21 protein-coding genes and 1 tRNA gene are annotated in these 23987 nt (G+C 66.4%); 9 read left to right on the top strand and 13 right to left on the bottom strand.

Going from position 1 to position 23987, the window contains the following annotated elements:
* A partial coding sequence (gene mfd / locus VF631_RS02830; protein WP_431848753.1) for a transcription-repair coupling factor occupies positions 1-2151 on the top strand: 2151 nt, incomplete at its 5' end.
* A 186-nt stretch (positions 2152-2337) separates the two neighbouring features.
* Complete coding sequence (locus tag VF631_RS02825; protein ID WP_431848752.1) at positions 2338-4719, top strand: TonB-dependent receptor plug domain-containing protein; 2382 nt, start codon at positions 2338-2340, stop codon at positions 4717-4719.
* A gap of 9 nt (positions 4720-4728) precedes the next feature.
* Here the strand turns inward: VF631_RS02825 and VF631_RS02820 are convergent, their stop codons facing one another.
* Together VF631_RS02820 and VF631_RS02815 are read right to left on the bottom strand one after the other, a co-directional pair.
* Positions 4729-5133, bottom strand: coding sequence for a hypothetical protein (locus VF631_RS02820; RefSeq protein WP_431848751.1), 405 nt, complete (start codon positions 5131-5133; stop codon positions 4729-4731).
* Complete coding sequence (locus tag VF631_RS02815; protein WP_431848750.1) at positions 5126-7051, bottom strand: putative bifunctional diguanylate cyclase/phosphodiesterase; 1926 nt, start codon at positions 7049-7051, stop codon at positions 5126-5128. The genes VF631_RS02820 and VF631_RS02815 overlap by 8 nt, the downstream gene beginning before the upstream one ends.
* Positions 7052-7185: 134 nt before the next feature.
* On the opposite strand from VF631_RS02815, the gene VF631_RS02810 reads away from it, so the two are divergent.
* Both VF631_RS02810 and VF631_RS02805 read left to right on the top strand, forming a co-directional pair.
* Positions 7186-7968, top strand: coding sequence for an NAD kinase (locus VF631_RS02810; protein WP_431848749.1), 783 nt, complete (start codon positions 7186-7188; stop codon positions 7966-7968).
* Between the two features lie 125 nt (positions 7969-8093).
* Positions 8094-9068, top strand: a complete 975-nt coding sequence (locus tag VF631_RS02805; RefSeq protein ID WP_431848748.1) for a 50S ribosomal protein L11 methyltransferase — start codon at positions 8094-8096, stop codon at positions 9066-9068.
* Between the two features lie 5 nt (positions 9069-9073).
* On the opposite strand, the gene VF631_RS02800 is transcribed toward VF631_RS02805, so the two are convergent.
* Together VF631_RS02800 and VF631_RS02795 are read right to left on the bottom strand one after the other, a co-directional pair.
* Positions 9074-9148 (bottom strand) — tRNA-Asn (locus tag VF631_RS02800).
* A gap of 60 nt (positions 9149-9208) precedes the next feature.
* Positions 9209-9433, bottom strand: coding sequence for a hypothetical protein (locus tag VF631_RS02795; protein WP_431848747.1), 225 nt, complete (start codon positions 9431-9433; stop codon positions 9209-9211).
* Positions 9434-9731: 298 nt separating this feature from the next.
* On the opposite strand from VF631_RS02795, the gene VF631_RS02790 reads away from it, so the two are divergent.
* The gene (locus tag VF631_RS02790; protein ID WP_431848746.1) at positions 9732-10376 is read left to right on the top strand and encodes a hemerythrin domain-containing protein; all 645 of its coding nucleotides are present in this window, start codon (positions 9732-9734) and stop codon (positions 10374-10376) included.
* 54 nt (positions 10377-10430) lie between these two features.
* On the opposite strand, the gene secA is transcribed toward VF631_RS02790, so the two are convergent.
* The 7 genes from secA to VF631_RS02755 all read right to left on the bottom strand — a co-directional run bounded on the left by secA (position 10431) and on the right by VF631_RS02755 (position 20419).
* Entirely contained in the window at positions 10431-13175 is a 2745-nt protein-coding gene (gene secA / locus VF631_RS02785) for a preprotein translocase subunit SecA (RefSeq protein WP_431848745.1), read from the bottom strand.
* Between the two features lie 217 nt (positions 13176-13392).
* Positions 13393-13713: a thioredoxin TrxA gene (gene trxA, locus VF631_RS02780; RefSeq protein ID WP_431848744.1), complete on the bottom strand. Its 321-nt coding sequence runs from the start codon at positions 13711-13713 to the stop codon at positions 13393-13395.
* 51 nt (positions 13714-13764) lie between these two features.
* Positions 13765-17211, bottom strand: a complete 3447-nt coding sequence (addA, locus tag VF631_RS02775) for a double-strand break repair helicase AddA (RefSeq protein WP_431848743.1) — start codon at positions 17209-17211, stop codon at positions 13765-13767.
* 64 nt (positions 17212-17275) lie between these two features.
* On the bottom strand, positions 17276-17800 hold the full coding sequence (locus tag VF631_RS02770) for a CPBP family glutamic-type intramembrane protease (RefSeq protein WP_431848742.1): 525 nt from the start codon (positions 17798-17800) through the stop codon (positions 17276-17278).
* A gap of 49 nt (positions 17801-17849) precedes the next feature.
* Positions 17850-18860, bottom strand: a complete 1011-nt coding sequence (locus VF631_RS02765) for a methyltransferase (RefSeq protein ID WP_431848741.1) — start codon at positions 18858-18860, stop codon at positions 17850-17852.
* Positions 18861-19003: 143 nt separating this feature from the next.
* Positions 19004-20065 (bottom strand): NAD(P)-dependent alcohol dehydrogenase, encoded by a 1062-nt coding sequence (locus VF631_RS02760; RefSeq protein WP_431848740.1) that lies wholly within the window; start codon positions 20063-20065, stop codon positions 19004-19006.
* A gap of 72 nt (positions 20066-20137) precedes the next feature.
* Complete coding sequence (locus VF631_RS02755; protein WP_431848739.1) at positions 20138-20419, bottom strand: hypothetical protein; 282 nt, start codon at positions 20417-20419, stop codon at positions 20138-20140.
* Between the two features lie 15 nt (positions 20420-20434).
* Here VF631_RS02755 and VF631_RS02750 point away from each other — a divergent pair, with 15 nt between their 5' ends.
* From VF631_RS02750 to VF631_RS02735, 4 genes are all read left to right on the top strand, one after another.
* Entirely contained in the window at positions 20435-21682 is a 1248-nt protein-coding gene (locus VF631_RS02750; RefSeq protein ID WP_431848738.1) for a hypothetical protein, read from the top strand.
* Between the two features lie 66 nt (positions 21683-21748).
* Complete coding sequence (locus tag VF631_RS02745) at positions 21749-21919, top strand: hypothetical protein (protein WP_431848737.1); 171 nt, start codon at positions 21749-21751, stop codon at positions 21917-21919.
* Positions 21919-22401, top strand: a complete 483-nt coding sequence (locus VF631_RS02740; protein ID WP_431848736.1) for a DUF2382 domain-containing protein — start codon at positions 21919-21921, stop codon at positions 22399-22401. Before VF631_RS02745 ends, VF631_RS02740 begins: the two co-directional genes overlap by 1 nt.
* Positions 22402-22454: 53 nt before the next feature.
* Positions 22455-23312: a glucose 1-dehydrogenase gene (locus tag VF631_RS02735; protein ID WP_431848735.1), complete on the top strand. Its 858-nt coding sequence runs from the start codon at positions 22455-22457 to the stop codon at positions 23310-23312.
* A 31-nt stretch (positions 23313-23343) separates the two neighbouring features.
* Here VF631_RS02735 and VF631_RS02730 read toward each other — a convergent pair whose 3' ends face one another.
* Together VF631_RS02730 and VF631_RS02725 are read right to left on the bottom strand one after the other, a co-directional pair.
* Entirely contained in the window at positions 23344-23490 is a 147-nt protein-coding gene (locus tag VF631_RS02730; protein WP_431848734.1) for a hypothetical protein, read from the bottom strand.
* A gap of 62 nt (positions 23491-23552) precedes the next feature.
* On the bottom strand, positions 23553-23825 hold the full coding sequence (locus tag VF631_RS02725; RefSeq protein ID WP_431848733.1) for a hypothetical protein: 273 nt from the start codon (positions 23823-23825) through the stop codon (positions 23553-23555).
* Positions 23826-23987: the final 162 nt, after the last annotated feature.

Genomic DNA, 23987 nt, shown 5'->3' with positions numbered 1-23987 from the left:
CTCGCCGTCCTGCCGCTCGACCACGGCTTCACCACCGCCGGAATCGCGCTTCTGACCGAGCAGGACATGCTCGGCGACCGGCTCGTGCGCCGCCGCAAGCGCCGCAAGTCCGCCGACGCCTTCATGAGCGAGCTCGCCACGCTCAGCCCCGGCGATCTCGTCGTCCACGCCGATCACGGCATCGGCCGCTTCGAGGGCCTGACCCAGATTCCGGTCGGCACCTCCCCGCACGATTGCGTCGCCTTGGAATATTCCGGCGGCGACAAGCTCTACGTGCCCGTCGAGAATATCGACATCCTGTCGCGCTACGGAAGCGAGAGCGACGGAGTCGCCCTCGACAAGCTCGGCGGCGAGGCGTGGCAACGGCGCAAGGCGCGGATGAAGGAGCGCATCCGCGAGATCGCCGGCGAGCTCATCAAGACCGCCGCCGAGCGCGCGCTCCGCCCCGGCGCCGTGGTCGAGCAGGATACCAGCTACGCCGCCTTCGCCGACCGTTTCCCCTATGAGGAGACGGAGGACCAGGACCGGGCCATCTCCGACGTGTTCGACGATCTTTCCGCCGGCCGCCCGATGGACCGCCTCGTCTGCGGCGACGTCGGCTTCGGCAAGACGGAGGTCGCGCTCCGCGCCGCCTTCGCCGCGGCGATGGCCGGGCACCAGGTCGCGCTGGTCTGCCCGACCACCCTCCTCGCCCGCCAGCATTTCAACACCTTCAAGGAAAGGTTCGGCGGCTTTCCGATCGAGATCGGGCGCTTGTCGCGCCTGGTCGGCGCGGCCGAAGCCAAGGCGACCCGCGAAGGCGTGACCGCCGGCAAGATCGACATCGTGATCGGCACCCACGCCATTCTCGCCAAGGCTGTCGAATTTAAGAATCTGGGTCTCGTTATCGTCGACGAGGAGCAGCGCTTCGGGGTTACGCACAAGGAGCGGCTCAAGAACCTGCGCGCCGATGTGCATGTGCTGACCCTGACTGCGACGCCGATCCCGCGCACGCTGCAGATGGCAATGTCGGGCTTGCGCGAGCTCAGCGTCATCCAGACCCCGCCGGTCGACCGCCTCGCGGTGCGGACCTACGTCATGCCGTGGGATCGGGTTGTGCTGCGCGAGGCTTTGCTGCGCGAGCATTATCGCGGCGGGCAGAGCTATTTCGTCGCGCCGCGAATCTCCGACCTGCCCGACATCGAGAAGTTCCTGGCCGAGCAGGTGCCGGAAGTGACGGCGGTGACCGCGCACGGGCAGATGAGTCCGACCGAGGTCGAGGAGCGAATGTCGGCCTTCTATGACCGGAAGTACGACGTGCTGCTCTCGACCACCATCGTCGAGAGCGGGCTCGACATCCCGAGCGCGAACACATTGATCATCCACCGCGCCGACAAGTTCGGGCTCGCCCAGCTCTATCAGCTTCGCGGCCGTGTCGGGCGATCGAAGACGCGCGCCTACGCCTACTTCACGACGCCGGCCACGCGCATCGTCACAGAAACCGCCGACAAGCGCCTGAACGTGCTTGCCAACCTGGAATCGCTCGGCGCCGGCTTCCAGCTCGCCAGCCACGATCTCGACATTCGCGGCGCGGGCAACCTGCTCGGCGACGAACAATCCGGTCACATCAAGGAAGTCGGGTTCGAACTCTACCAGTCGATGCTGGAAGAGGCGATCATGGACGCCAAGGCCGGGGGCGTCGGCTCCGAACGCAAGAGCGACGGCTTTTCCCCGCAGATCACGGTCGATGCCCCGATCATGCTGCCGGACGAATATGTGCCGGACTTGGACCTGCGCATGGGCCTGTACCGGCGCATGAACGAGCTCGAGACCAAGCAGGAGATCGAGGCGTTCGCGGCCGAGATGATCGACCGCTTCGGGAAGCTGCCGGACGCGACGCAGAATCTGCTCAAGGTGCTCGAGACGAAGCTTCATTGCCGCAAGGCAGGGATCGTGAAGCTGGACGTCGGCCCGAAGGGCGCGCTCGTCCATTTCCACGAGGAACGCTTCCCGGACCTCAAGGCGCTGATGAACTATATCGACCGGCTGAAAGGAACCGCAAAGCTCAGGCCCGACAGCAAGCTGGTCATTACCCGCAGCTGGCCGGATCCAGCGGCGCGGATCAACGGCGCGCTGCAGCTCTCGATCGGCCTGGCGAGGGTCGCCGCCTGATTCGCCTGCCTTGATGCCCTCAGCGGATCGAAAACATACAGCGCGTGTTCACCGGCGGACCCGCACCGCGCGGCCCAATCCAGCACAGAGAAGCCCGTGTCCCCCTTGCGTCTTATTCCGCTCATGCTTGCCGGCGTCGCATCGCCTGCTCTTGCTCAGCAATCCACGGCCTCCACCGATACGGCCGTGGCCGAACAACCGGCTGAAGCTCCGGCAGACGAACTCGACGCTCTCGACGCGGAAGCGGAAGGTGGGGACATCGTCGTCACCGGCCAGCGCCAGCGCGGCGCCGTGCTTGGCGATATTCCGCCGGAATTTCAGCTCAGCGGCCGCGAAGTCCGCGCGCTGGGCGCCAGCAACGTGGCCGAGCTGCTCGACTTGTTGTCGCCTCAGACACGGAGCGGGCGCGGGCGGGGTGGCGAAGGGCCGGTCGTGCTGGTCAACGGCCGCCGCATTTCCGGCTTTGCCGAGATCCGCAACCTGCCGCCCGAAGCGATCCAGCGGGTGGACGTTCTGCCGGAAGAGGTGGCGCTTCAATATGGCTTCCGCGCCGACCAGCGGGTCGTCAACTTCGTGCTGCGGCGCCGCTTTCGCGCCGTCACGGCCGAGCTGGAGGGGGGGGTCGCCACTCAAGGCGGTCGCGCTGCTGGCGAGGCCGACGTCAACATCCTGCGGTTGAACGACAATGGCCGCTGGAGCCTGGATCTGGAATATGAGCGCCAGGCGAGCTTGCTGGAAAGCGAGCGCGACATCATCCGCAGCGACACCGGGACGGGTTTCGATCTCACCCGCTTTCGCACTTTGCTGCCGCAAACCGAGCAGGCCTCGATCGGCGGCACGATCAATCGCACGATCCTGGGCGATGTTTCGGCAACGCTGAACGGGCGCTTCGATGCGAGCGAAAGTGAAAGCATGTTCGGGCTGCCGGCCGGCGCCACCGACGCGGACGCCACGCGTCCGCTCACCCGCGATACCAGCAACCGCACCGGGCGAATTGGCGCAGTGCTGAACGGCATCATCGCGCCGTGGCGCTGGTCACTGAACGGCAGCTTCGACCGGGCGGAGATCACCACTCGGACCGACACGAACAGCTTGTTGGAGCCGCGCGCACGCGATCGGGCGCGTTCGGTCAGCACATTGGGCTCGATCGAAGCGGTGGCGAGCGGGCCGGTGTTCGAGCTTCCGGCCGGCGACGTCAGGACCAGCCTGAAGACCGGGTTCGACACGCGCGACCTGGCGAGCTCGACGACGGGCGGCGCAGTTTCGACCGAGCGCGATCTCGGCCGCGACCGGGCGAGCGCGCAGGCGAGCCTGGACGTGCCGATCGCCGATCGCAGCCGGGGCGTGCTCGCGGCGCTCGGCGATCTGTCGCTGAACGGCAATGTCGCTGTGGAAGAGCTGTCCGATTTCGGCAGTCTCATCGTGTATGGCGCCGGCCTCAGCTGGGAGCCGATCAACGAGGTCAATCTGATCGCCTCGTTCACCGACGAGGAAGGCGCGCCCAGCATCGGCCAGCTCGGCGATCCCGTGCTCCAGACGCCCAATGTGCGCGTGTTCGATTTCGTGCGCGGCGAAACGGTGGACGTAAGCCGGCTCGAGGGCGGCAATCCGACTCTCGTCGCCGACAGCCGGCGGGTCTACAAGCTGGGCCTGACCGTGCGCCCGCTCCGCGAGACCGACCTGTCGATCAGCGCCAATTACACGGACAGCCGGATCGACAATCCGATCGCCGGCTTTCCCACTGCGACCGCGGAGATCGAAGCCGCCTTTCCCGATCGGTTCACGCGCGATGCCAGCGGCCGGCTGACGGGCATCGACAGCCGGCCCGTCAATTTCGTCCGATCCGACCGGGAGGAGATGCGCTGGGGCATCAACTTCTCAAAGCCGCTCGGCCCTCAGCCTCCGGAGGGCGGCTTTCGACGCGGCCAGGGAAGGCGGCCCGATGGCGCGCTAGGTGCCGGCGGAGGTGGACGGCCAGGGCCACGCGGCGAAGGCGGGCGTGGACCCGGCGCGGGCGGCGGCGGGGGCGGTTTCGGCCGGTTCGGAGGCGGCGGCTTCGGTGGCGGTCGCGGCGGACGGCTTCAGCTCGGCTTGTATCACAATTGGCGGTTCAAGGACGAAATCCTGATCCGCGAAGGCGTGCCGGTGCTCGATCTGCTGAACGGGTCGGCGGTCGGCAGCCGCGGCGGCCAATCCGAGCACGAGATCGAGTTCCAGGCGAACGTCGCCCGCAACGGCTTGGGAGCGCGGCTCGCCGCCAATTGGCAGAGCGGCACTTTCGTCCGCGGCGCTCCAAGCCTGGACGGTGGGGAACGCAGCGACCTGTTCTTTTCCGACCTGACAACGGTCAACCTGCGCTTGTTCGCGGACCTCGGCGCGCAGCGCTCGCTGGTCCGCCGCGTCCCCTTCCTGCGCGGATCGCGAGTGAGCCTGTCGTTCGACAATCTTCTCAACCAGCGTCTCGATGTAAGGGACTCGGGCGGGACGACGCCGCTCGGCTACCAGCCGGGCCTGCTCGACCCAGTCGGAAGATCGGTCCGCATCAGCTTCAGAAAGCTGTTCTTCTGAGGCCGCGTCTCATTCGCTGACGGGCTCTACCACCGCTTCCTTGCCAGCCACTTCTTCCCAGACGGCCTCGCGATACATCTCGAACGGGCCGTCCAGGTCGGCCAAGCTCCAGACGCCGCTGATCATCATGCCGTCGCCGGACAGCCGGCCGACATAATCGACCGCGTGGGCGGCGTCGCTGGCCCCATCATAGGCTTTGACGAAGTCGACAGACGCGCCTTGCCGAGTTCCGGAAAGGAAGGATTGCAATTGTTCGGAGGAGAGACCCACGGTGTTGGGCTCCATGATGTCGCCGCTGATCCTGCCGTCCTCGTCGACGATCCGGGCGAGGAAGGGCGTGGTCGGCCCCAGGTTCGAGGGGTAGGAGAAGCTCCCCATCCAAAGGCCGCTGATGTTGAGCGGCGGCTCAGGCAATAGCGGGGTCCATCAACGCGGCGAGCGCCGCCACCTCGACCGGGCGGGAGCAGAGGAATCCCTGGTAGAGGTTGCAGCCCTCCTGGGCGAGAAGATCAAGCTGTTCCTGTGTTTCCACCCCTTCCGCGATCACCGACAGCCCGAGTGAGCGGGCCATGTCGATCACGCTCCTGACGACGATCCGATCGCGCGGGGAGCCCGTAATGTCCTCGCACAGGCGCTTGTCGATCTTGAGGTAATCAAGCGGAAGCGCCTTGAGGTATGCAAGGCTGGAATAGCCGGTCCCGAAGTCGTCGATGGCGACGCGGAGGCCACCTTCCCTCAGCCGCGCAAGCAGATAGGCGGCGGCATTCAGATCCTCGATGAGGCCCCCTTCCGTCACCTCCACAGTCAGCCGGCGTGGATCGAACGCGCTTTGCCGTACGAGTTCGAGGAACTGCGAGGCGAAGCCGGGCCTGACGATGTCCGCGGCAGTGATATTGACGGACAGGCGCAGGCGACTGAGCGTCGCCGGCCAGGCGGCCGCGGCGGTGATCGCCTTTCGCTGCACATGATCCGACAATTGAGTGAGGTAATCCGAACGCTCGGCGACATTGAACAAGGTGGTCGCGCCAAGCTCCCCGAAGCTGGGGTGGCGCCAGCGGGCCAGCGCTTCGGCGCCGACGATGCGGCCGCTCGTGACCGAAACTTGCGGCTGGAACAGGATTTCGATTTCGTCCTGATCGAGCGCGCGTCGCAGGTCTATTTCAAGCTGGTCACCAAGCGCCGACTCCCTGCGGGCACCCGCATCGAGGATTCGGATTGGGCCGCCCTCCCCCTTCTTGGCGTCCGCCAAAGCGGCGCTCGCGCGGCGCAGCAGGGTGGCTGAATCATCGCCCGGGGCCGAGGCAACAACGCCGACCCGGCTCGTCAGGGTGATCACATGATCCCCTGACATGAACGGGCGGGCGAGCGCCTCGACAAGCTGGCCGGCGAGAAAGCGGCCCTCGCCAAGGCTGGTTGGAGAAGAGAGGATCACGCCGAACTCGGGGCCGGCGAACCGCGCCACGAAGCGCCGGTCCATGTCGGGGGCGACCAGTCGCTCGATCCGGCGGGCTGCGGCCTGGAGCACGGCGTCGCCGGTTGTGCGTCCGAAGGCGGCATTGATGGCGTCGAACCGGCTGACGGCGAGCAGGAGCAGCACAAGAGCCGGTTGTTCATCGCTCCCCGCCGCGATCCGCTCGTCGATCCAGGCGCGGCCGGCACGAAGGTCACGCAGGCCGGTCAGCTGGTCACGCGACGGATCGTGGCGAGGAGCCTCCGAGCCGTCGCGTGAAGCGGGCGACTCGTCACCCGTGCTCGGATTGAGGTCCGCCGCCCGCGCTGCGCGACGGCTTTCCGGGTCGAACCTCCTGAACAGCTCCATCAGGCTCGAGCGCTGCGCGTCGTCGGCCCGGACCGATGGCGCGGCCGTGGAAGGCGGGCCGGGGTGATCTTTGGTGAGCGCCCGTCGATCCGGCGGGTCCAAAGCCGGCACGGAGCGGTGCGCGCGCCCGACCCGTTCGGCGAGGCGGCCGGCGAAGCGAAGCGCCTGGAGCAGTTCAAGGTCGCTGAACGGCGCGACCAGGAAATGAGTCGCTCCGTGGCCGAACAGCTCGTCCAGACCGGCAGCATCGGCGGCCGATACCAGCACCAGCAAGGCCGCGCCGTTAACTTCGACCGGTGCGGAAAGTGCACGCACGCCATCCAGCGCGTCGGCATACGCCTCGCGCGCGTCCACCAGGGCGACGCCCGCGCCAGAGGCGACGAAACGGCTTTCGGCATCCCCGATGCGGAGGGCGGCGACCGGGCGCCAGCCGGCAGCCTCGGTGAGCCGAATGAGGTCATCGCCTTTGCGCGGCGAGAGGATGAACAGGGGCGGTGACGCCTTCGCCGACATGTGCTTCCCGTCTCTCCGCTTCCCTAGGTCCAACCCTAGCCCTGCGGACGGAGCCCGCCAATCGACTTCGCCGGGGTGGCCCGCATCGGCACAGCGCCTTGCCCCTCTCCCCCGATCCGCCTTAGGGTTGGCGAATGGGGGGCGACGCGAACAAGCCGACGGCGCTGATGGCTTCGCCGACCGAGTCGGCGCAGGCAGCCGAGCAGCTGCTGCGCGGCCAGTATAATTTCGTGCCGCTGGAGGAAGCCGAGCAGGTGGTCGCGCTCGGCGGCGACGGGTTCCTGCTGCAGACCCTGCATGAAATGCTCGCCCGCGACCGGCTCTGCCCAATTTTCGGCATGAACCGAGGGACGGTGGGGTTCCTGATGAACGACTGGCGATTGGAGGGCCTGCGGGAGCGCGTCGACGGGGCGAAATCCTTCTCGGTCCCCCCGCTGCGCATGGACGCCGTAACGGTGTCCGGCGAGACCTTCTCAAGCCCGGCGATCAATGAAGTCTCACTGCTGCGCGAAACCCGGCAGACGGCCGGGATCGAGGTGACCGTGAACGGCCGCGTCGTCATTCCGGAGCTCGTCTGCGATGGTGTGCTGGTGGCGACGCCCGCCGGATCGACTGCGTATAACCTTTCCGCCCAGGGGCCGATCCTGCCGTTGAACTCGCGCCTGGTCGCGCTCACCCCGATCAGCCCGTTCCGCCCACGCCGCTGGCGCGGCGCGCTGATCCCGGATGATCTGAAGATCGCCTTTCGTGTGCTCGATCCCGTCAAGCGGCCAGTCTCGGCGGTGGCGGATCAACTCGAGGTACGCGATGTCGCGACGGTCGAGGTGTGCGTCGATAAGGGACAGGCACTGACCCTGCTGTTCGATCCGGAGCATGCGCTGGACGAGCGCATCACGATGGAGCAGTTCGCCTTCTGATCGGGCGCGCGGATTATCCCACGAGCCTGCGTCAAATCATATCGGGAACATCGTCCATGCTCAGTAGAATCAACGCTACGTTGGCCTCTTCGCCCCAAGCCCTGATCCAGCTTGGCCGAGCGTTGATGGGTTCGGGTAAAGGCGACCAAGCCGTCGCGATCTTCCGCGACTTGCGCGCAGAGCGGCCCGACGATGCCGATTTGCTCAGCGCCGAGCGGGCCGTGCTCGCCCATGGAATACCGCAATGGCATGCCAAGATGCTGAGCGATTTCGACCGAAACGACTGCTACGAGCGCGCCTTGATACGAGCTGTGCGACCCGACAGCATCGTTCTCGACATCGGCAGCGGGTCAGGCCTGCTCGCGATGATGGCGGCGCGCGCAGGCGCCAGGCATGTTTATACCTGCGAGGCAGTCCCAGCCGTTGCCGAGACCGCGCGCGAGATCATCGCGGCAAATGGCTTCGCGGACCGGGTCACCGTGCTGTCGCGCCACAGCAGCGATCTGAACCGCAAGCGCGACCTGGGCGGCGGCGCCGACATCCTCGTTTCGGAGATCATCGCCGACAATTTGTTGAGCGAAGGGGTCATCGCATCGCTGGCGCATGCGGCGCGGGAGCTCGCCCGGCCCGGCGCCCTGTTCATTCCATGCAAGGCATCGATGCGGGTCGCGCTCGCCTGGTTCGATCAGCCTCACCCCCAATTGCCCGCGGTCGTAAGCGGGTTCGACGTGTCGCTGTTCGACCGTCACGTGGCGACCCACCATTCTGTCCTGGTCGGTCACAAGCGGCTGCACCTGCGCAGCAATGCGCAAGAGATGTTTCCGCTCAGCTTCGGGGAGAGCGCACCGACTGCGCCGACCCACGATCATGCGGTCCTCCGAGCCGAAGAAGGTCCGGTCAACGCGATGGTGCAGTGGGTCCACCTACAGATGGACGACGCGGAGGCTTATGAGAACGCTCCCGCAGCCGACGCGAGCTCGGCCTGGGGCGCGGTGCTGCACCGATTTCCTGATGCACTTTGCGGAGCGGACGTGCGGGAAATTGCGGTCCATGGTGACCATGACGGCGTCAACCCGCGTTTCTGGTTCGCTCGCGGTTGATGAAGTGGCTCCCTGGGTAGGATTCGAACCTACGGCCATTCGATTAACAGTCGAATGCTCTACCGCTGAGCTACCAGGGAGCAGCCATCGGGCGAGGCGGGCCTATGCCGCATGTTCGCCCTATCCGCAAGCGGTGGATTTCAGGCCTTTGGCCGCGCGGAACCCACGGATGCGGGCCTGGACTTGCGCCGCTGATAGCCCTTCCCCTCCAGGCAATCATAGGCGAGCTGGTAGGCGAGCAGCGGATCGTGGGGCGAGGAGTAATAGCCCTGGTCATCGCAGATCTTGATGTCGCGCTCCTGCTCGGCGCGAGTGCGGGTCGGATGGTAAACCTGAACCGCACACCCGGCGAGGGAGCAGATCATCGCCAGGCAAGGAAGCTTCGAGTTCAACGCATTCCTCGGCATCATCTGAAGGAAGCCAGCGTAATGCGGCGGGAACTAGTTGGGAAGCATTCGCCGCTGCGGGGTGGACGAACTTAGCGAATGGCGAGGGCTTGGGATTGGACCTGAGCGGCAGCTGCCATTCAGTCGGCAACGGCGCGCCTCAACAGACGAACGCGGCTCGGCTCCCCCGGCCCGAGACAGCACCGGAGAGGTTACCGAGCCGGAACATTGGCTCGGGGCCGCGGGTTTGCTGATCCAGACTTCCAAGGAGGCTTTGATGGCTAGCAACACTCGTGACCGCACGACCAAAAAGACGAGCGAAAACAAGGGCAGCGACAGGGCCGGTGAGCGCCGCCTGTTCGATTGGGACAATTGGGAGAGCGGCGGCGCCGGCATGCTGGTCGGGGCCGCGGTCGCCGGTGCAGCGATCGGGCTTGCCGCGAACATGGGCCGCAAGCTGCTGGTCCAGGCGGCCAGCGCATCGTCAGGCGACTGGGTCGAGACGCTCAAAACCGAACATGCCGCGACGCTGGCAATCTTCGATAAGATCGAGGCGACCGACGAGAGCCACACTACGCAGCGTTCGGCCCTGCTCGCCAAGCTCAAATACGCGCTCAGCAAGCACGCGATCCAGGAGGAGATGGTGGTCTATCCGGCGCTGCGGCAGGCCAATTTCGCCAGCGACGCCGATCATCTCGGCGAGGAGCATGGCTACGTGAAGACCTACCTGTACGAGCTTGAGACCATGCGTAAAGACAACCCCGAGTGGATCGCGCGCGTACGCGACTTCCGGAGCATGCTCCAGGGCCATATGCGCGAGGAGGAGGACGATATCTTCCCGACGTTCCGGGCGCGCCTTTCCGACGATCAGAACGCCAAGATCACGACCATGATGAACAAGGAAGGCTTCAAGTTCGCCTGACGACGAACACCGTTGCAGATACGGGCCGGCCTGGTTGAGGCCGGCCAATATCTGTTAGCCCAGCTGCCCGTGGCAGTGCTTGTATTTTCGGCCTGAGCCGCAGGGGCATGGCGCGTTGCGGCTAAGCGGCGGCGCGTCGGCCACCATCACGTCCTCGGGCATCATCACACCCTGCGGGATCATCGGCTGCCCGATCTGGAGCGGCGGCAGGCGCGAGAAGATGTTGCCGGTGTCCGCATCGATATCGGCGCTGTCGTCCTCGCCGGTGAACGGGTCGATGTGGCTGGTGATGAAGTCCGGCATCTCCGGAAGCCCCGGATCGGCGAAGCTGAAGCGAGCAAAGGCGAGCGTGCGGGTCACGTCTTCGCGGATGGTGGCGAGCATGCGCTCGAACATCTGGAAGGCCTCGTGCTTGTACTCGTCGATCGGCTTCTTCTGCGCATAGGCGCGCAGGTGCACAACCTGGCGCAGCGCATCGAGAACCGAGAGATGCTCCTTCCAGTGATGGTCAAGCGACTGGAGCAGGATGTTCTTTTCGACCGTGATGTAAGTCTCGGGCTCAAGTTCCTGCATTTTCTCGGCAATCTGCGCGTCCGCCTGGGCGCGAATGCGCTCGACCAGCAGCTCGGGCTCGACCGCTTCTTCCTGTAGCCAATCGTCGATCGGCGGCTGCAGCCCAAACACCTGTTCCACCCGCTCCTTCAGAAGCGGAACATCCCACTGCTCCGGGTATGTGTTGGGCGGGCACGCCTCTCCGACGATCGCGTTGACCGTCTCGGCACGCATGTCCTCGACGACGTCGCCGATCGTGTCGGCGTCCATGATGTCGGCCCGCTGCTCGTAGATGACCTTGCGCTGATCATTCATGACGTCGTCATATTCGACGACCTGCTTGCGGATGTCGTAGTTGCGCGCCTCGACCTTCTTCTGCGCGGTCTCGATCGCCTTGGAGATCCAAGGAGAGACAATCGCCTCACCGTCTTCCAAATTCTTGTTCACAAGGCGTGAGAACATAGTCTGCGGGCCGAAGATGCGCAGCAGATCATCGTCGAGCGACAGGTAGAAACGGCTAAGACCTGGATCGCCCTGACGGCCCGAGCGGCCGCGCAGCTGATTGTCGATGCGGCGGCTCTCGTGCCGCTCGGTGCCCAGCACGAATAGACCGCCGGCCTCCAGCACGCGCGCCTTTTCGGCGGCGACTTCATCCTTGATCCGCTGGATCGCGGCATCGCGCTCCGGACCCTCGGGCATTCCGGACAGCTCGTCCTCGGTCCGGAATTCGACATTGCCGCCGAGCTGAATATCCGTGCCGCGGCCCGCCATGTTGGTGGCGATGGTGACCGCGCCGAGCCGCCCGGCCTGGGCCACGATATGCGCTTCCTGCTCGTGGTAGCGAGCATTCAGCACCTCGTGGCGGATGCCTTCCCCGGTGAAATATTCCGAAAGCAGCTCGGACTTCTCGATCGAGACGGTGCCGACCAGCACCGGCTGGCCGATCTCCTGCTTCTCCTTGACCGACTTGGTGATCGCGGCGAACTTGTCGGTCTGGTTCTTGTAGAACTCGTCCTCGTCATCCTTGCGCTGCACCGGGACATTGGTCGGGATGGTGACCACGTTCATCTTGTAGATGTCGTAGAATTCCGGCGCCTCGGTCAGCGCGGTGCCGGTCATGCCGGACAGCTTGGGGTAGAGCCGGAAGTAATTCTGGAAGGTGATCGAGGCGAGCGTCTGGTTCTCCGGCTCGATCTTGGCGCCTTCCTTGGCTTCCACCGCCTGGTGCAAGCCGTCCGACCAGCGCCGGCCGTCCATCATGCGGCCGGTGAATTCGTCGATGATGATGACCTTGTCATCCTTGACGATATAGTCGCGGTCGCGCTTGAAGATGACGTTGGCGCGCATCGCCTGATTGAGGTGATGCACGACCTGGGTGTTCTCGAAGTCGTAGAGGTTCGCGCCAAACAGCAGACCGGCGCCTTCCAGCATGCGCTCGACCTTCTCCGTGCCGTCCTCGGTCAGCACGACGGATTTCTGCTTCTCGTCCACCTCGTAATCCTCGGGGACAAGCTGCTTCACCAGCAGATCGACCGACATGTAGAGTTCGGACTTGTCGTCGGTCGGACCGGAGATGATCAGGGGCGTGCGCGCCTCGTCGATCAGGATCGAGTCCACCTCGTCGACGATCGCGTAGTTGAACCGCCGCTGCACCATCTGGGCGCGGTCGTACTTCATGTTATCGCGCAGGTAATCGAAGCCGAATTCGTTGTTGGTGCCGTAGGTTATGTCGGAGCCGTAGGCGTCCTTGCGCTGCTGATCGGTCAGGTTCGGCACGATCACGCCGACGGTCAGGCCCAGGAAACGGTAGACCTGGCCCATCCATTCAGAGTCGCGACGGGCGAGATAATCGTTGACGGTGACGACGTGGACGCCCTTGCCTTCGAGCGCATTCAGGTAGGTGGCGAGCGTGGCGACCAGGGTCTTGCCCTCGCCGGTGCGCATCTCGGCGATAGAGCCGCGGTGCAGCACCATTCCGCCGATCATCTGCACGTCATAGTGGCGCTGGCCGAGCGTGCGCCTGGCCGCCTCGCGGACGGTGGCGAAGGCCTCGGGCAAGAGGTCGTCCAGCTCGGCGCCCTCTTCCAGGCGTGTGCGGAAAATGACGGTCTGACCCCGAAGCTCGTCGTCGGTCATGGTCGAGACGGTCGGCTCGAAGCCGTTCACCCGCTCGACGATCTTGCCCAGCGAGCGGACATAACGGTCGTTGGCCGATCCGAAGATAGTTTTGGCTAGTCCGCCAAGCATGTTCATTCCTGTTCGTAAGAAGCGCGTCCGCATGCGCGCGGGTACGGCCGGCCGCCCCCGCAATTGATCCGCCCGGATGTAAGTAGGGGGGAGTTTCTAGTCAATCGAGCGGCCCTGGCACGACCGATCGGAACCGGCGATGAACCGGCCAGAATTCAGCGCCAGGCGGGCCGGCAGGCTCGCGGAATGGGATTAGCCCGCCCGGGGCGCACCGCCCTTAGAGTTGACCCTGCAGCCAGCTCTGGAGGGCGCTCTTGGGGGCGGCGCCGACCTTGGTGGCGGCGGGTTCGCCATTCTTGAACAGGATCATGGTCGGGATGCCGCGCACGCCATATTTGGCGGGGGCATCGGGATTGTCGTCGATGTTGAGCTTGGCGACGGTGACCTGATCACCCATCTCGCGGCTGATCTCCTCCAGCGCAGGCGCGATCATTCGGCACGGGCCGCACCATTCCGCCCAGAAGTCCACCAGCACGGGCTGACCGGCGCTGAGCACATCGGCATGGAAGCTGTCGTCGGTTACGGTCTTGGTCGCCATTCAAAGAACTCCTGAAGATCGACGCTCATCTAGGGTGCCGAGGGCGAAGGCTCAACCGGCTGGGCGGTAGGGCGCGAGCAACTCGGCCGTCAGGGGGTGGAGAACCGGCCCGCTGGTGTAGAGCAGGGCGGCATCGACCGCGCGGTCCGGGAAGATCACCTCCAGAGCCGCGACATAGTGCGCCATCTGCCGCAGGTGGGCGGTCGGGGTGTCGGCGGACGTGGCGGGGACCGCCCTGCCCGTCTTGAAGTCGATCACGTGGACGCGCGCGGGAGTGACGAGCAGGCGATCGGCGGTGCCGGCGATCACGCTGCCGTCCGGGGTCACGGCCGCGATCGGCGCTTCGGCGAGCGCATCCGGGCCAAAAAGATCGGCGTAGCGAGGATCGGAGATGATTCCGCAGGCGTCGGCGACCAGTCGCCGGCGTACTTCAACGCCGGAGACGCCCGCCGATCGCTCCAGCCAGGAATCGGCCAGCTCGGCGCGGTCGGCCGGAGCCACACCCGGCAGGCGCTCGAACAGCTGGTGCAGGAGCCGCCCACGTTCGGCGGCGGCGCGCATCTCGGGGGTCGGCGGGGGGTTGGCGACGTCGTCCTCTCCGGTCCCTGACGGGGCGAGCGGGCGCGGCGGGCGGGCCTCGACCGGAGCCGGCTCGCGCAGCCATGCGGGCGGAGTGGAGAGGCGCGCTTCCCGCTTCTCCGCGATGGCCCGCGCCGGAAGCTCGGGATCGCCGAACCGGCACGATTGCCCCCAATGCGCATCGCCCTGCCATTCGCAGCCGAGCCCTTCCATTGACGCCTGGCAGGCCGCGTACCAGCTCTCGCGCGGCGGCCCGCTCTTGTCGCCGGGTCCGAGAGCGCCGCCCACGTACAGCCGCTCCTCCGCCCGCGTCATCGCGACGTAGAGCAGGCGCCAATGCTCCTCGCGGTCGAGCCGATCCTGCTCCTCGATCTGGCTCTTGAACGGCTCGGCCAGTTCATCCTTCCGGGGACGGAAGAGCGGGACGACATTGCCATCGGGCAGCGTGAGATCGGCGGTGCCGCCGCGCGCGCGCGACGGGTCCACACAGGCGTCGGCCAGGATCACCACCGGCGACTGCAAGCCCTTCGAGCCATGCACGGTCATCACGCGGACGGCGTCGAGCGGAGCGGAGGGATCGCGCACGATCTCCACCTCGCCGCGCGCGAACCAGTCGAGGAAGGGCTGCAGCGAGGGAGTGGCGTTGCTCTCAAACTCGAGCGCTGAGGCGAGCAGCTCCTCGATCGGGTCGCGCGCCTCGGGGCCAAGCCGTTCGAGCAGCTTGCGGCGGCCGTCCATCGGGCCGGAGAGGATCGTCTCGATGAACTGATGTGGGGTGGTGTAATCGGCCATGACGAGAATGGACTGCAGCGCTTGCAGCGTGGCGGGATCGGCCGCCCCATCGCGCAGCCGAGGCCAGAGCGGCGCGCGCTCGCGCCCGTGAGCGGCGGCGAAGAGCTGGTCCTGGCTCCAGTTGAACAACGGCGAGACGAGCAGGCTGGCCAGATTGAGATCGTCGAGCGGCTGGACGGCAAAGCGAGCAACGGCGAGCAGGTCCTGTACCGCCAGCGGCGCGGACAGGAGCAGGCGATCGACGCCTGCGACCGGGACACCCTCGGCGTGCAGGCGCGCGACCAGCAGCGCGGCGAGCGCGCCCCGGCGGCGGACCAGGATCAATATGTCTTCAGCGCGGATCGGCCGCTTCTTCGCGCCCTCGCCGAGCGTGAACGGCTCGGCAATCCAGCGCTTGATCTGCTTGGCCAGGCAGGTGGCGTAGCGGCGCGTCGTGTCGCTGATCCAGCCTTCCTCGCCGGCCTCCTCCTCTTGCGGCGCTCCCTCCGTCCAGGGCTGCCACAGGGTGACGGAGCCATGACGCTTGGAATGGTGGCTGAGGTGCGGATTAGGCCGGCGCGGCAGGCCGAGCGCTTCGTGGCCGAGATCGGCCACCACGCGATCGACCAGCTGCAGGATCGGCGGGGAGGAGCGGAAGCTGCGGTCCATTGACAGGTCGAGAAAGGCGGGCGGCAGCGCGTCCTCAGCTATGCGCATCTGCAGCGCGTCCTCGCGAAGCTGCCGGGCGGCGGCGGAGAAATAGTCGCGCGCGCGGTCGAACTCGCGCGGATTGGTCCCCTGGAAGCGGAAGATGGCCTGCTTGAAATCGCCGACGGTGAAGATGGTGCGGTGGCGCCCGACCGCGCCTTCGCCGGCGAAGAACTCCTCGGTGAGCGCGCTGACGATGCTCCACTGCCGCTCGTTCGTGTCCTGCGCTTCGTCGACCAGGATATGGTCGGTCGACTGGTCCAGCTTGTAGCGGACCCAATCTCCCATGCCGGGAGTCGTCAGCAGCCGCTCGGCACCCGCGATCAGGTCATCGAAGTCCACGGCGCCGTGCGCGCGCTTGGCCTCGATGTACGCCGCCGCGAAGGCCTGACCGGCGCGCAGGGCCGCGGCGAATTGAGTGACCACGGCGGCGAGCTTGCGCATCCGCAGCAGACGGTCGCAGCATTCGAACGCCCGGGTGGCGAGGTGGACATAATCCGGATCCTGCGGCGCCTGGCCCTTGCCGAAGCTGCGCAATTCGCCGTCCGCCTTGGCCCAGACAGTGTGCAGCTGCTCCAGCATGTGCGCACGTTCCGGCTTCGCGGCGGAGGTCCATTGCTCGCACAGGCTCGCGCGCTCCAGGCCGCCCTTGGTTGCCCATTGTCCATTCAGGATGCCGATGCGGGTGAGCCCCGCGACGTCGAAGACGCTGTCGCAGCATTCGGCCTCGATCGCCGCGTCGATGTCCCCTTCGGGCAGCGCGAAGGTGCGGCGGAGCAGCGCCTCGATGCCCTCACGCGCGGGCAGCGCGGCCATGGCGGAGGCGTCGCGGGCGCAGCACATCAGGAAGCTTTCGGCCCCGCCTTCTCCCAATCGATGGCTCAGCACCTGCATGTCGGCGACGAGATCGTGATCTCCGGCGGCTTCGGCCCGGACGAGAAGATCGGCGAGGGTTGACCGGGCGAGCTGCTGCTCCTCGCGGCCTTCCAGCGGCCGAAAGCCGGGCACCAGTCCCGCCTCCGCCGGAAAGGCAGCGAGCAGCCCTTGAGAAAAGGCGTGGATGGTCATGATGCGAAGGCCCCCACCGGAGGCATCGAGCACGCGCGCGAACAGCCGCCGTGCGTTGGCAACCTCTTCGGGTCCGTTCCCCTCGCCAAGCGCGAACAGCTCCTTCTTCAGATTCTGATCCTTGAGCCTCACCCAATAGGCCAGGCGAGCATGGATGCGATCGGCCATCTCCGCTGCGCCTGCCTTGGTAAAGGTCAGGCACAGGATCGAGGATGGATCGACCCCGGACAGCAGCAGGCGCAGCACTCGCGCGGTCAGCACATGCGTCTTGCCCGTGCCTGCTGAGGCGGAAAGGGCCGCGTGCGTCTTCGGGCTGGAGGCAAGCTGCTGCTCGTCCTCGAGGCGGGTCAGTAGTTTCAGTCGCTTGGGCAAGAAAGGCTCGGGAGCTGAATGGCAGGGCGGCTATAGCAGCGGCACCGCCATCCGCCAGCCGCGCTCAGCCTGAAACCCAGGGCGACGGGCCGCCGAGCAGCGCCTTCCAGGCGACGACGACGAACCAGTGCAGCAGCACCGAAGGCCAGATTGATCCGGTCCTGAGATAAAGGCGAGCGCAGGCGACACCCACTACGGCGACGCAGGCGAGGAACCAGGGATTGAGCATCACCGTGGCCCAGTGCGGCCCGAAGATCAGGCCCTGCGGCGGGTGCCAAAGGACGAAGAGGGCGGTGGAGACGAGCACCGCCGCGGCCGCCGGTTTACCAGGCCGAGGGTCGGGCAGGAGCGCGGCGCGAAACAGCAGCTCCTCGCCCAGAGCGGGAACGACCAAGGCCAGCGCCGCCAGCCGGGCGATCTCGGCGTCGAAGCGCGGTTGCCAGGCCATGAGTCCGCCAAGAAAGCCGAGAGCGAGCAGCGCCGGGATCAGCCAGGCCGCCTCGATCGCCAATCGCGCCCAGCCCTTCGCACCGGGCCACGTGCGAAGCGACCGCCACAAGCGGCCGGTCAGAGCGGAAGCGTTGCCCACCGGACGAGGCTGCCGCGGTCGGCCGAGCGGATCAAGCCAAAGCGGGGCCTCAGATCGCGACTGCCTTGATCAGCGACAGGATCGCACCGGTGGCCGTGACGCTCTCCATCCGGAAGCCAGCATCGCGCAGCAGCGCGTCGAACTCGCTCGCCGTCCGCTCGCGACCGCCCGTCATCACCATCATATTGAGGTCCATCAGATAATCGGGGCTCGGCTGCCCGCCCTCCGGCAGCACGATCTCAGCAATCGCGATCCGCCCGGCGGGCGCGATTGCGGCGCGGACATTGCGCAGGATTTCCCCGCATTGCTCGTCGGTCCAATCGTGCAGGATGAACTTCAGGAGATAGAGGTCGCCGCCTGCAGGCACCGCCTCGAAGAAGTTGCCGCTGACGCCCCTGATGCGGCTACCCTTCAGCGCCGGGCGGACCAGATCGACGATCTCAGGCAGGTCGAACAGGATGCCGCGGGCATGCGAATGGCGCGCGAGCAGGCCGCGCAGCAGGCTGCCCTGACTGCCGCCGACATCGACGGCGAGACTGAACGATCCGAAATCGCAGGCGGCGAGCAACTCCTTCTCCATCATCCGGGTGGAGCTGGTCATGGCTTCGCTGAACAGCTTGGCGGAGGCCGGCTGCTCGCTGAACCAGGCGAAGACCGGCATGTCGTACACCACGTCGAACGCCGTCTCACCGTCGCACAGGGAGTGCTCGATCGCGCCCCAGGCTTCATAATGTTCGTGCCCGAACACCGATTCGATGATCGCGCGCTGCGAGGCCGGGTGGTCGCTGCGCAGGTGCCGCGACAGCTCGCTATGATCGAAGCAGCCGTCCGCCGTGCGGGCGAAGATGCCGAAGCTGGTCAAAGCGTTCATCAGGCGGCCGAGCATGTCCGGCTGCGCGCGCGCGGCCGCAGCGAGTTCGTCGAGCGCCACGGGCTGCTCGCCGACGAGGTCGGCAAGCCGCAGCCGCGCCGCGGCCCAGAGCGCGCGCGACACCCAGAGGCCAGAGGCCAGCTGGAAGATCGTCTCGACCGGATTGCTCTTGATCTCGGTGTGCAGCATGCGGAGTCCTTGGCAAGGTTGCCGCGCCGCATTGGCTGTGTTGCTCGCCTAGCGCACCAGCGGCTCGACGACGCTGCCGCCGGGTTCGACGAACCGGTGGGGCACGCGACCGGAGCGCCCGTCCGGTCGACGAAGCTGTGGGCTCAGCTCGCGTCGGCGATCGAGGCCAAGTCGATCACGAAGCGATACTTCACGTCGCTCCGCGCCATGCGGTCGTAGGCGCCGTCGATCTCTTGCATCGCAATCATCTCGATGTCTGAGACGATGCCGTGCTCGGCGCAGAAGTCGAGCATCTCCTGCGTTTCCGCAATGCCGCCGATCAGCGAGCCGTCGAGGCTGCGCCGCTTCATCACCAGCGCGCCGACCGCGGGCGAGGGATGCGGCTCGGGGGGCACACCGACCAGGGTCATCGCTCCGTCCCGCTTCAGCAGCATCAGGAAGGGGTTGAGATCGTGCGGCGCCGCAACCGTGTTCAGGATGTAGTGGAAGCTGTTGCGGTGCGCCTTCATGGCGTCGGGATCGCGCGAGACGACGACTTCATCCGCGCCAAGCCTGCGCGCGTCCTCGACCTTGCTCGGCGAAGTCGTGAAGGCGACGACATGTGCGCCCAGCGCCTTGGCGAGCTTGATGCCCATATGCCCCAAGCCGCCGATCCCGACCACGCCGACCTTCTGGCCCGGCCCGACGCGATGATGCCGCAGCGGCGACCAGGTGGTGATGCCGGCGCAGAGCAAAGGCGCGACCGCGGCCAGATCCTGCTCGCCATGGCGGATGCTGAGCACGAACTCCTCGCGCACCACGATTCGGTCGGAATAACCGCCATAGGTGTTGTCGCCCGTGTCCTGGGTCGGGCCGTTATAGGTGCCGGTGAAGCCGGGCTCGCAATATTGCTCCAGCCCTTCGCGGCACGGCTCACACGTCAGGCAGGAATCGACCATGCACCCGACCCCGACGAGATCGCCGGCTTTGAAGCGGGTGACTGCGTCGCCAATGGCCGTCACTTCGCCCACGATCTCGTGACCGGGAACGCAGGGGAAGCGCGCACCGCCCCATTCCCCGCGCGCGGTGTGCAGGTCGGAATGGCAGACGCCGCAAAAGCGGCTCGCGATCACGACGTCGTTAGGATTGGGATCGCGCCGTTCGAAGCCGAACGGCTTGAACGGAGTGGTGGCGGAGTGGACCGCGTACCCTTTGGCCTGGATCATGTTCGTCCCCTTCGGCTCAACCCAACAGCTGGGCGCGAGAAAGGTTCGAGAACGATGAGCTTTCGATGCTCCTTAGAAGATGAGGGCGCCCGCGAAGAACGCGACCGCAGCGATCACCCAATCCTTCGGTTGCATTGCCTTGATGAAGTCCATCTCGATGCTCCTCGTTGGTGTATTATATACATAGGACAGTTGCGCTTGATCATCAAGTGTCGCCCCCAGGGCTTCCGCAGGCAAGCGGCGGCTGTTAAGCATGTAGCCGATGGGCGAGGCGCGCCGTCCCTGTAACTTGCGCCCTTCCACAGGCATAAGATCATCAACCAAAGGATCCCCGGCTTGAGGCTGAAGCTTCATTCCATCTCTGTGACAATGCTGTGCGCAACGGCGCTCGCCTCTCCCGCGCCGGCTTTTCAGACGCAGCCTGAATCGAACACGCAGGTCGGCCCAGCCGAGATCCGGGATTTTTCGCTTCCCGGTACTCAGCCGCCTCCAGAACGCGAACCGGAGCCGGCCGAGACGCCGGCTGAACCGCCTCCCGCCGAAGCTCGCGAGCCGGTCAGCACTCCGGCACCAGCTCCTACGGCCGCACAGCCGGCCCCTCCGCGCGAAGCGACGCCGCCCGCTGCTACTCCCCAGCCACGCCAGGAGACGGCGACGCCCGCGGAGCGGCGCGATCCGGCAAGCGAAGTCGAGGAACGCCTGACCGAGCGGTCGGACGTCCGTGACGGCCGCGCCGACTCGCCGGCGCAGGTCCCGGCCGAAACCGCTCCCGCGCCCAACGAGTTCTCCCCGGCTCCGCCTCTCGGGCCCGGCGCGGGTGAGCCCGTGCAGCAAGAGGACGAGGGTTCGAACTGGCTCTTGCCGATCCTGGCCGGGTTGGCCCTGCTTGGCGGGGCGGTCGCGGTATTGCGGCTGCGCCGGCGGCGCTCGGAAGAGGAGCTCGAAACAAGGCACGTGCCCACGCCGCAACCGGAAGCTGAGCCCACCCCGGCACCTGCTCCGCAGCCGGTGGCGGCTCCCCTGCCCCCGCCGGTGTCACCTGCCCCGGCTCCGGTCGCGCAGGCCGCGGTCCCCCCGGCCGCGGCGGCGAGCGATGTTCCGGGCATTGTCATGCGGCCATGGCTCGAGCTGATTTTCAGGCCGGCGAGGGCGACTGCGACCGACGGCGGCGCTTCGGTCCAGTACGAAGCGGTGATCCGCAATGTCGGCAACGCTCCGGCGCGGAACGTCCGCCTGGCCGCCCGCATGTTCAATTCCGGGCAGGATATCCAGGCCGAAGTGTCCCGCTTCTTCGGCATGGGGGTCGACTCTCCCGATGGGGCGCCTCTCACCATCCTCCCCCGCACTGAAGTGTCGCTGAGCAGCGTGGTCACAATGGAGCGCGAAGATATGCGCGAGATCAAGGTGCAGGGACGCAGCCTCTTCATCCCAACGGTCGCTTTCAACCTGCTCTACGAATGGGGCCGGGACAAGGTGGGCCAGACTTGCAGCGCCCATCTGGTGGGCCGTGAACCGGACACGCCCTCCGAAAAGATGGCGCCGTTCCGACTCGATCTCGGGCCGCGCGTCTATCGCTCGGTGGGGCAGCGGCCGAGCGCTCTCGCGCGCGCCGTTTGAGGCCCTAGCGGCGCGGCCCGCGGCTTCCTAACTGCGTTGCAGGCGGTAACAGATGGAGCGCTTGCCATGTCCGACGATCAGCAGCCCACGCCCGAAACCAAGCAAGCGGGGCAGCGCAATGCGGACCCGAAGCGCAAGAAGCAGCTGCTGACCGCCGGTGTCGCGGCCGGGATCGGATCGGCCGCGGTCGTCGCCGCCTTGCTTTACGCCAAGTCCGCGCGCCGGAACCAGGATTGATGGCGCGCCGCGTTTCGGCTTTCTATCGCAGCCGCGCGCTCGCCGACGAAGCTGCGGCGCGATTGGCGGCCTCGGGCGTGGACGCGGCGGCGATCAGCGTCTCAGAGCAGCGCGACGGCGCCGAAGCACAGGCAGGAATGTTCGATCGGCTGGCAAAGATGATCGCGCCCGAAGGCGCGGCGCAGGATACAGGCTACGTCGTCAGCACCCAGGTCGCGCCCGAGCGGATCGACTCCGCAGCCATGGCGCTCGAAGTCGGTGCCGAGCGGGTCGAGATCGCGCCGCCACAACGTCTGGCCGAGCATGTGGTCGAGCTCAGCGAGACCGCCGAGGAGCTGGTGATCGAGAAGCACGCCGTGCTGCGAGAGGAAATCGTGATGCGCGTGCAGGCCAAGGAACATGTCCAGCATATCCACGATACGCTGCGCCGGACCGAAGTCGAAGTGGAGCGATTCGGCCCTAGCGGCGAAAGTGGGGGTTAGCGGAACTCGCTCCGGGGCGGCGGGTTGGCCGGTGATCCGCCAGGAGTTCGACCGTGACCGATACCCCCAAGCCGCCGTTCCCGGACCAGCCGCAGGACATCCCGGGCACGACGGACGCGATGACGCCGCGCCCGGATCATGGCGAGGACAGCTATAAGGGTTCGGGTCGGCTCGAGGGAAAGAAGGCGATCATTACCGGCGGCGACAGCGGGATCGGCCGCGCGGTCGCGATCGCGTACGCCCGCGAAGGCGCGGACGTCCTGATCAGCTACCTCAACGAGCAAAAGGACGCGGAGGACACCAAGGCGGCGGTCGAGAACGCCGGTCGCCACTGCGTGCTCGTGCCGGGCGACATCTCCGACCCGGCCCATTGCCGGGCGATCGTCGCAACGGCTGTCGAGGCGTTCGGCCGCGTCGACGTCCTGGTCAACAATGCCGCCTATCAGAATACCTTCAAGGAGATTGGCGAGATCACCGACGAGGAATGGCAGCACACCTTCGCGGTCAACATCCACGCGATGTTCTACCTCGCCAAGGCCGCGGTTCCGCACATGCGCGAGGGCGCGTCGATCATCAATACGACCTCGATCCAGGCCGATGATCCGTCCCAGGAACTGCTTGCTTACGCGCCGACCAAGGCCGCGATCCAGAACTTCACCGGCGGCCTGGCCCAGTTGCTGGCGGAAAAAGGAATCCGCGCCAATTGCGTGGCTCCCGGCCCGATCTGGACGCCGCTCATTCCCGCCACCATGCCGGCGGAGAAGGTGCAGAGCTTTGGCGAGCAGGTGCCGATGAAGCGCCCCGGTCAGCCGGCCGAACTCGCCCCCTCATTCGTGTTCCTCGCAAGTGATGAAGCGAGTTACGTGTCCGGAGCCACGATCGCGGTGACCGGCGGCAAGCCGCTCATCTAAGGGCCCCCGCCGCCGGGGCTGTCCGGCAGCCTCAGATCGGCAGCATTCCGAAATACGCGAGCACCGCCACCACCGCGATCAACAGGGCGATGGCCGCGATGATGCCGCCGCCTCCGCCCCGCTCCACGATCACGGTTTCTTTCTCAACAACACCGTCGCGGCGGTCCAGATCGGCCATATTCAGAACTCCAACTAGTTACGGATGTGGAACGCCCGTCCTCGGGGCCGGTTCCGAAGGGTTCATGACAGGCGATCGAGCAGATCCTCGAACTCGGCGGCGGCCTGCAATTCGCGGCGGACCTTTTCGGAGTAGACCTGAGCGAGATAGCGATGGGACGATGCCGCGCGCGGGCAGCTCGCTCTCTGCGCCAACCGCGCCTCCTCCATCGCGCGGCGATGATAGAAGGCGAAGTCGGTTTCGAACAGGAAGCCGGGCAGGGCCGAGGTCGCTTCGGCATCTTCGGGCGGCGTTTCAGCTTCTGCGGCCTCGAACTGGGCAGACATGTAGCTCACCCGAGCGCAGACAGGCCTGCGGCGGGGCGGGACATCGAGAACATCGGACCAACTCCAACTCATCGGAGCGAGTCGCCCGCTCCGTTTGATCCCACCCTTGCTCCCGACGATGCCGACAACAGATTAAGAAAGACCTGCGGTTTGCGCGAGTTGACGATTCAA

Source organism: Allosphingosinicella sp., from assembly GCF_036387615.1.
In the GTDB taxonomy this organism is placed as follows: Bacteria; Pseudomonadota; Alphaproteobacteria; order Sphingomonadales; family Sphingomonadaceae; genus Allosphingosinicella.
The sequence above is the reverse complement of the archived record's forward strand: the minus strand, read 5'-3'. Positions and strand labels throughout refer to the sequence as shown.

What these genes read in the sequence shown, in the direction of transcription:
- VF631_RS02815 (WP_431848750.1), bottom strand. Translation starts at nt 7,051, where the DNA reads ATGTCGGCGAAGGCGTCACCGCCCCTGTTCATCCTCTCGCCGCGCAAA.
- VF631_RS02810 (WP_431848749.1), top strand. Translation starts at nt 7,186, where the DNA reads ATGGGGGGCGACGCGAACAAGCCGACGGCGCTGATGGCTTCGCCGACC.
- VF631_RS02805 (WP_431848748.1), top strand. Translation starts at nt 8,094, where the DNA reads ATGGGTTCGGGTAAAGGCGACCAAGCCGTCGCGATCTTCCGCGACTTG.
- VF631_RS02795 (WP_431848747.1), bottom strand. Translation starts at nt 9,433, where the DNA reads ATGATCTGCTCCCTCGCCGGGTGTGCGGTTCAGGTTTACCATCCGACC.
- VF631_RS02790 (WP_431848746.1), top strand. Translation starts at nt 9,732, where the DNA reads ATGGCTAGCAACACTCGTGACCGCACGACCAAAAAGACGAGCGAAAAC.
- secA (WP_431848745.1), bottom strand. Translation starts at nt 13,175, where the DNA reads ATGCTTGGCGGACTAGCCAAAACTATCTTCGGATCGGCCAACGACCGT.
- trxA (WP_431848744.1), bottom strand. Translation starts at nt 13,713, where the DNA reads ATGGCGACCAAGACCGTAACCGACGACAGCTTCCATGCCGATGTGCTC.
- VF631_RS02765 (WP_431848741.1), bottom strand. Translation starts at nt 18,860, where the DNA reads ATGCTGCACACCGAGATCAAGAGCAATCCGGTCGAGACGATCTTCCAG.
- VF631_RS02760 (WP_431848740.1), bottom strand. Translation starts at nt 20,065, where the DNA reads ATGATCCAGGCCAAAGGGTACGCGGTCCACTCCGCCACCACTCCGTTC.
- VF631_RS02755 (WP_431848739.1), bottom strand. Translation starts at nt 20,419, where the DNA reads ATGAAGCTTCAGCCTCAAGCCGGGGATCCTTTGGTTGATGATCTTATG.
- VF631_RS02750 (WP_431848738.1), top strand. Translation starts at nt 20,435, where the DNA reads ATGCTGTGCGCAACGGCGCTCGCCTCTCCCGCGCCGGCTTTTCAGACG.
- VF631_RS02745 (WP_431848737.1), top strand. Translation starts at nt 21,749, where the DNA reads ATGTCCGACGATCAGCAGCCCACGCCCGAAACCAAGCAAGCGGGGCAG.
- VF631_RS02740 (WP_431848736.1), top strand. Translation starts at nt 21,919, where the DNA reads ATGGCGCGCCGCGTTTCGGCTTTCTATCGCAGCCGCGCGCTCGCCGAC.
- VF631_RS02730 (WP_431848734.1), bottom strand. Translation starts at nt 23,490, where the DNA reads ATGGCCGATCTGGACCGCCGCGACGGTGTTGTTGAGAAAGAAACCGTG.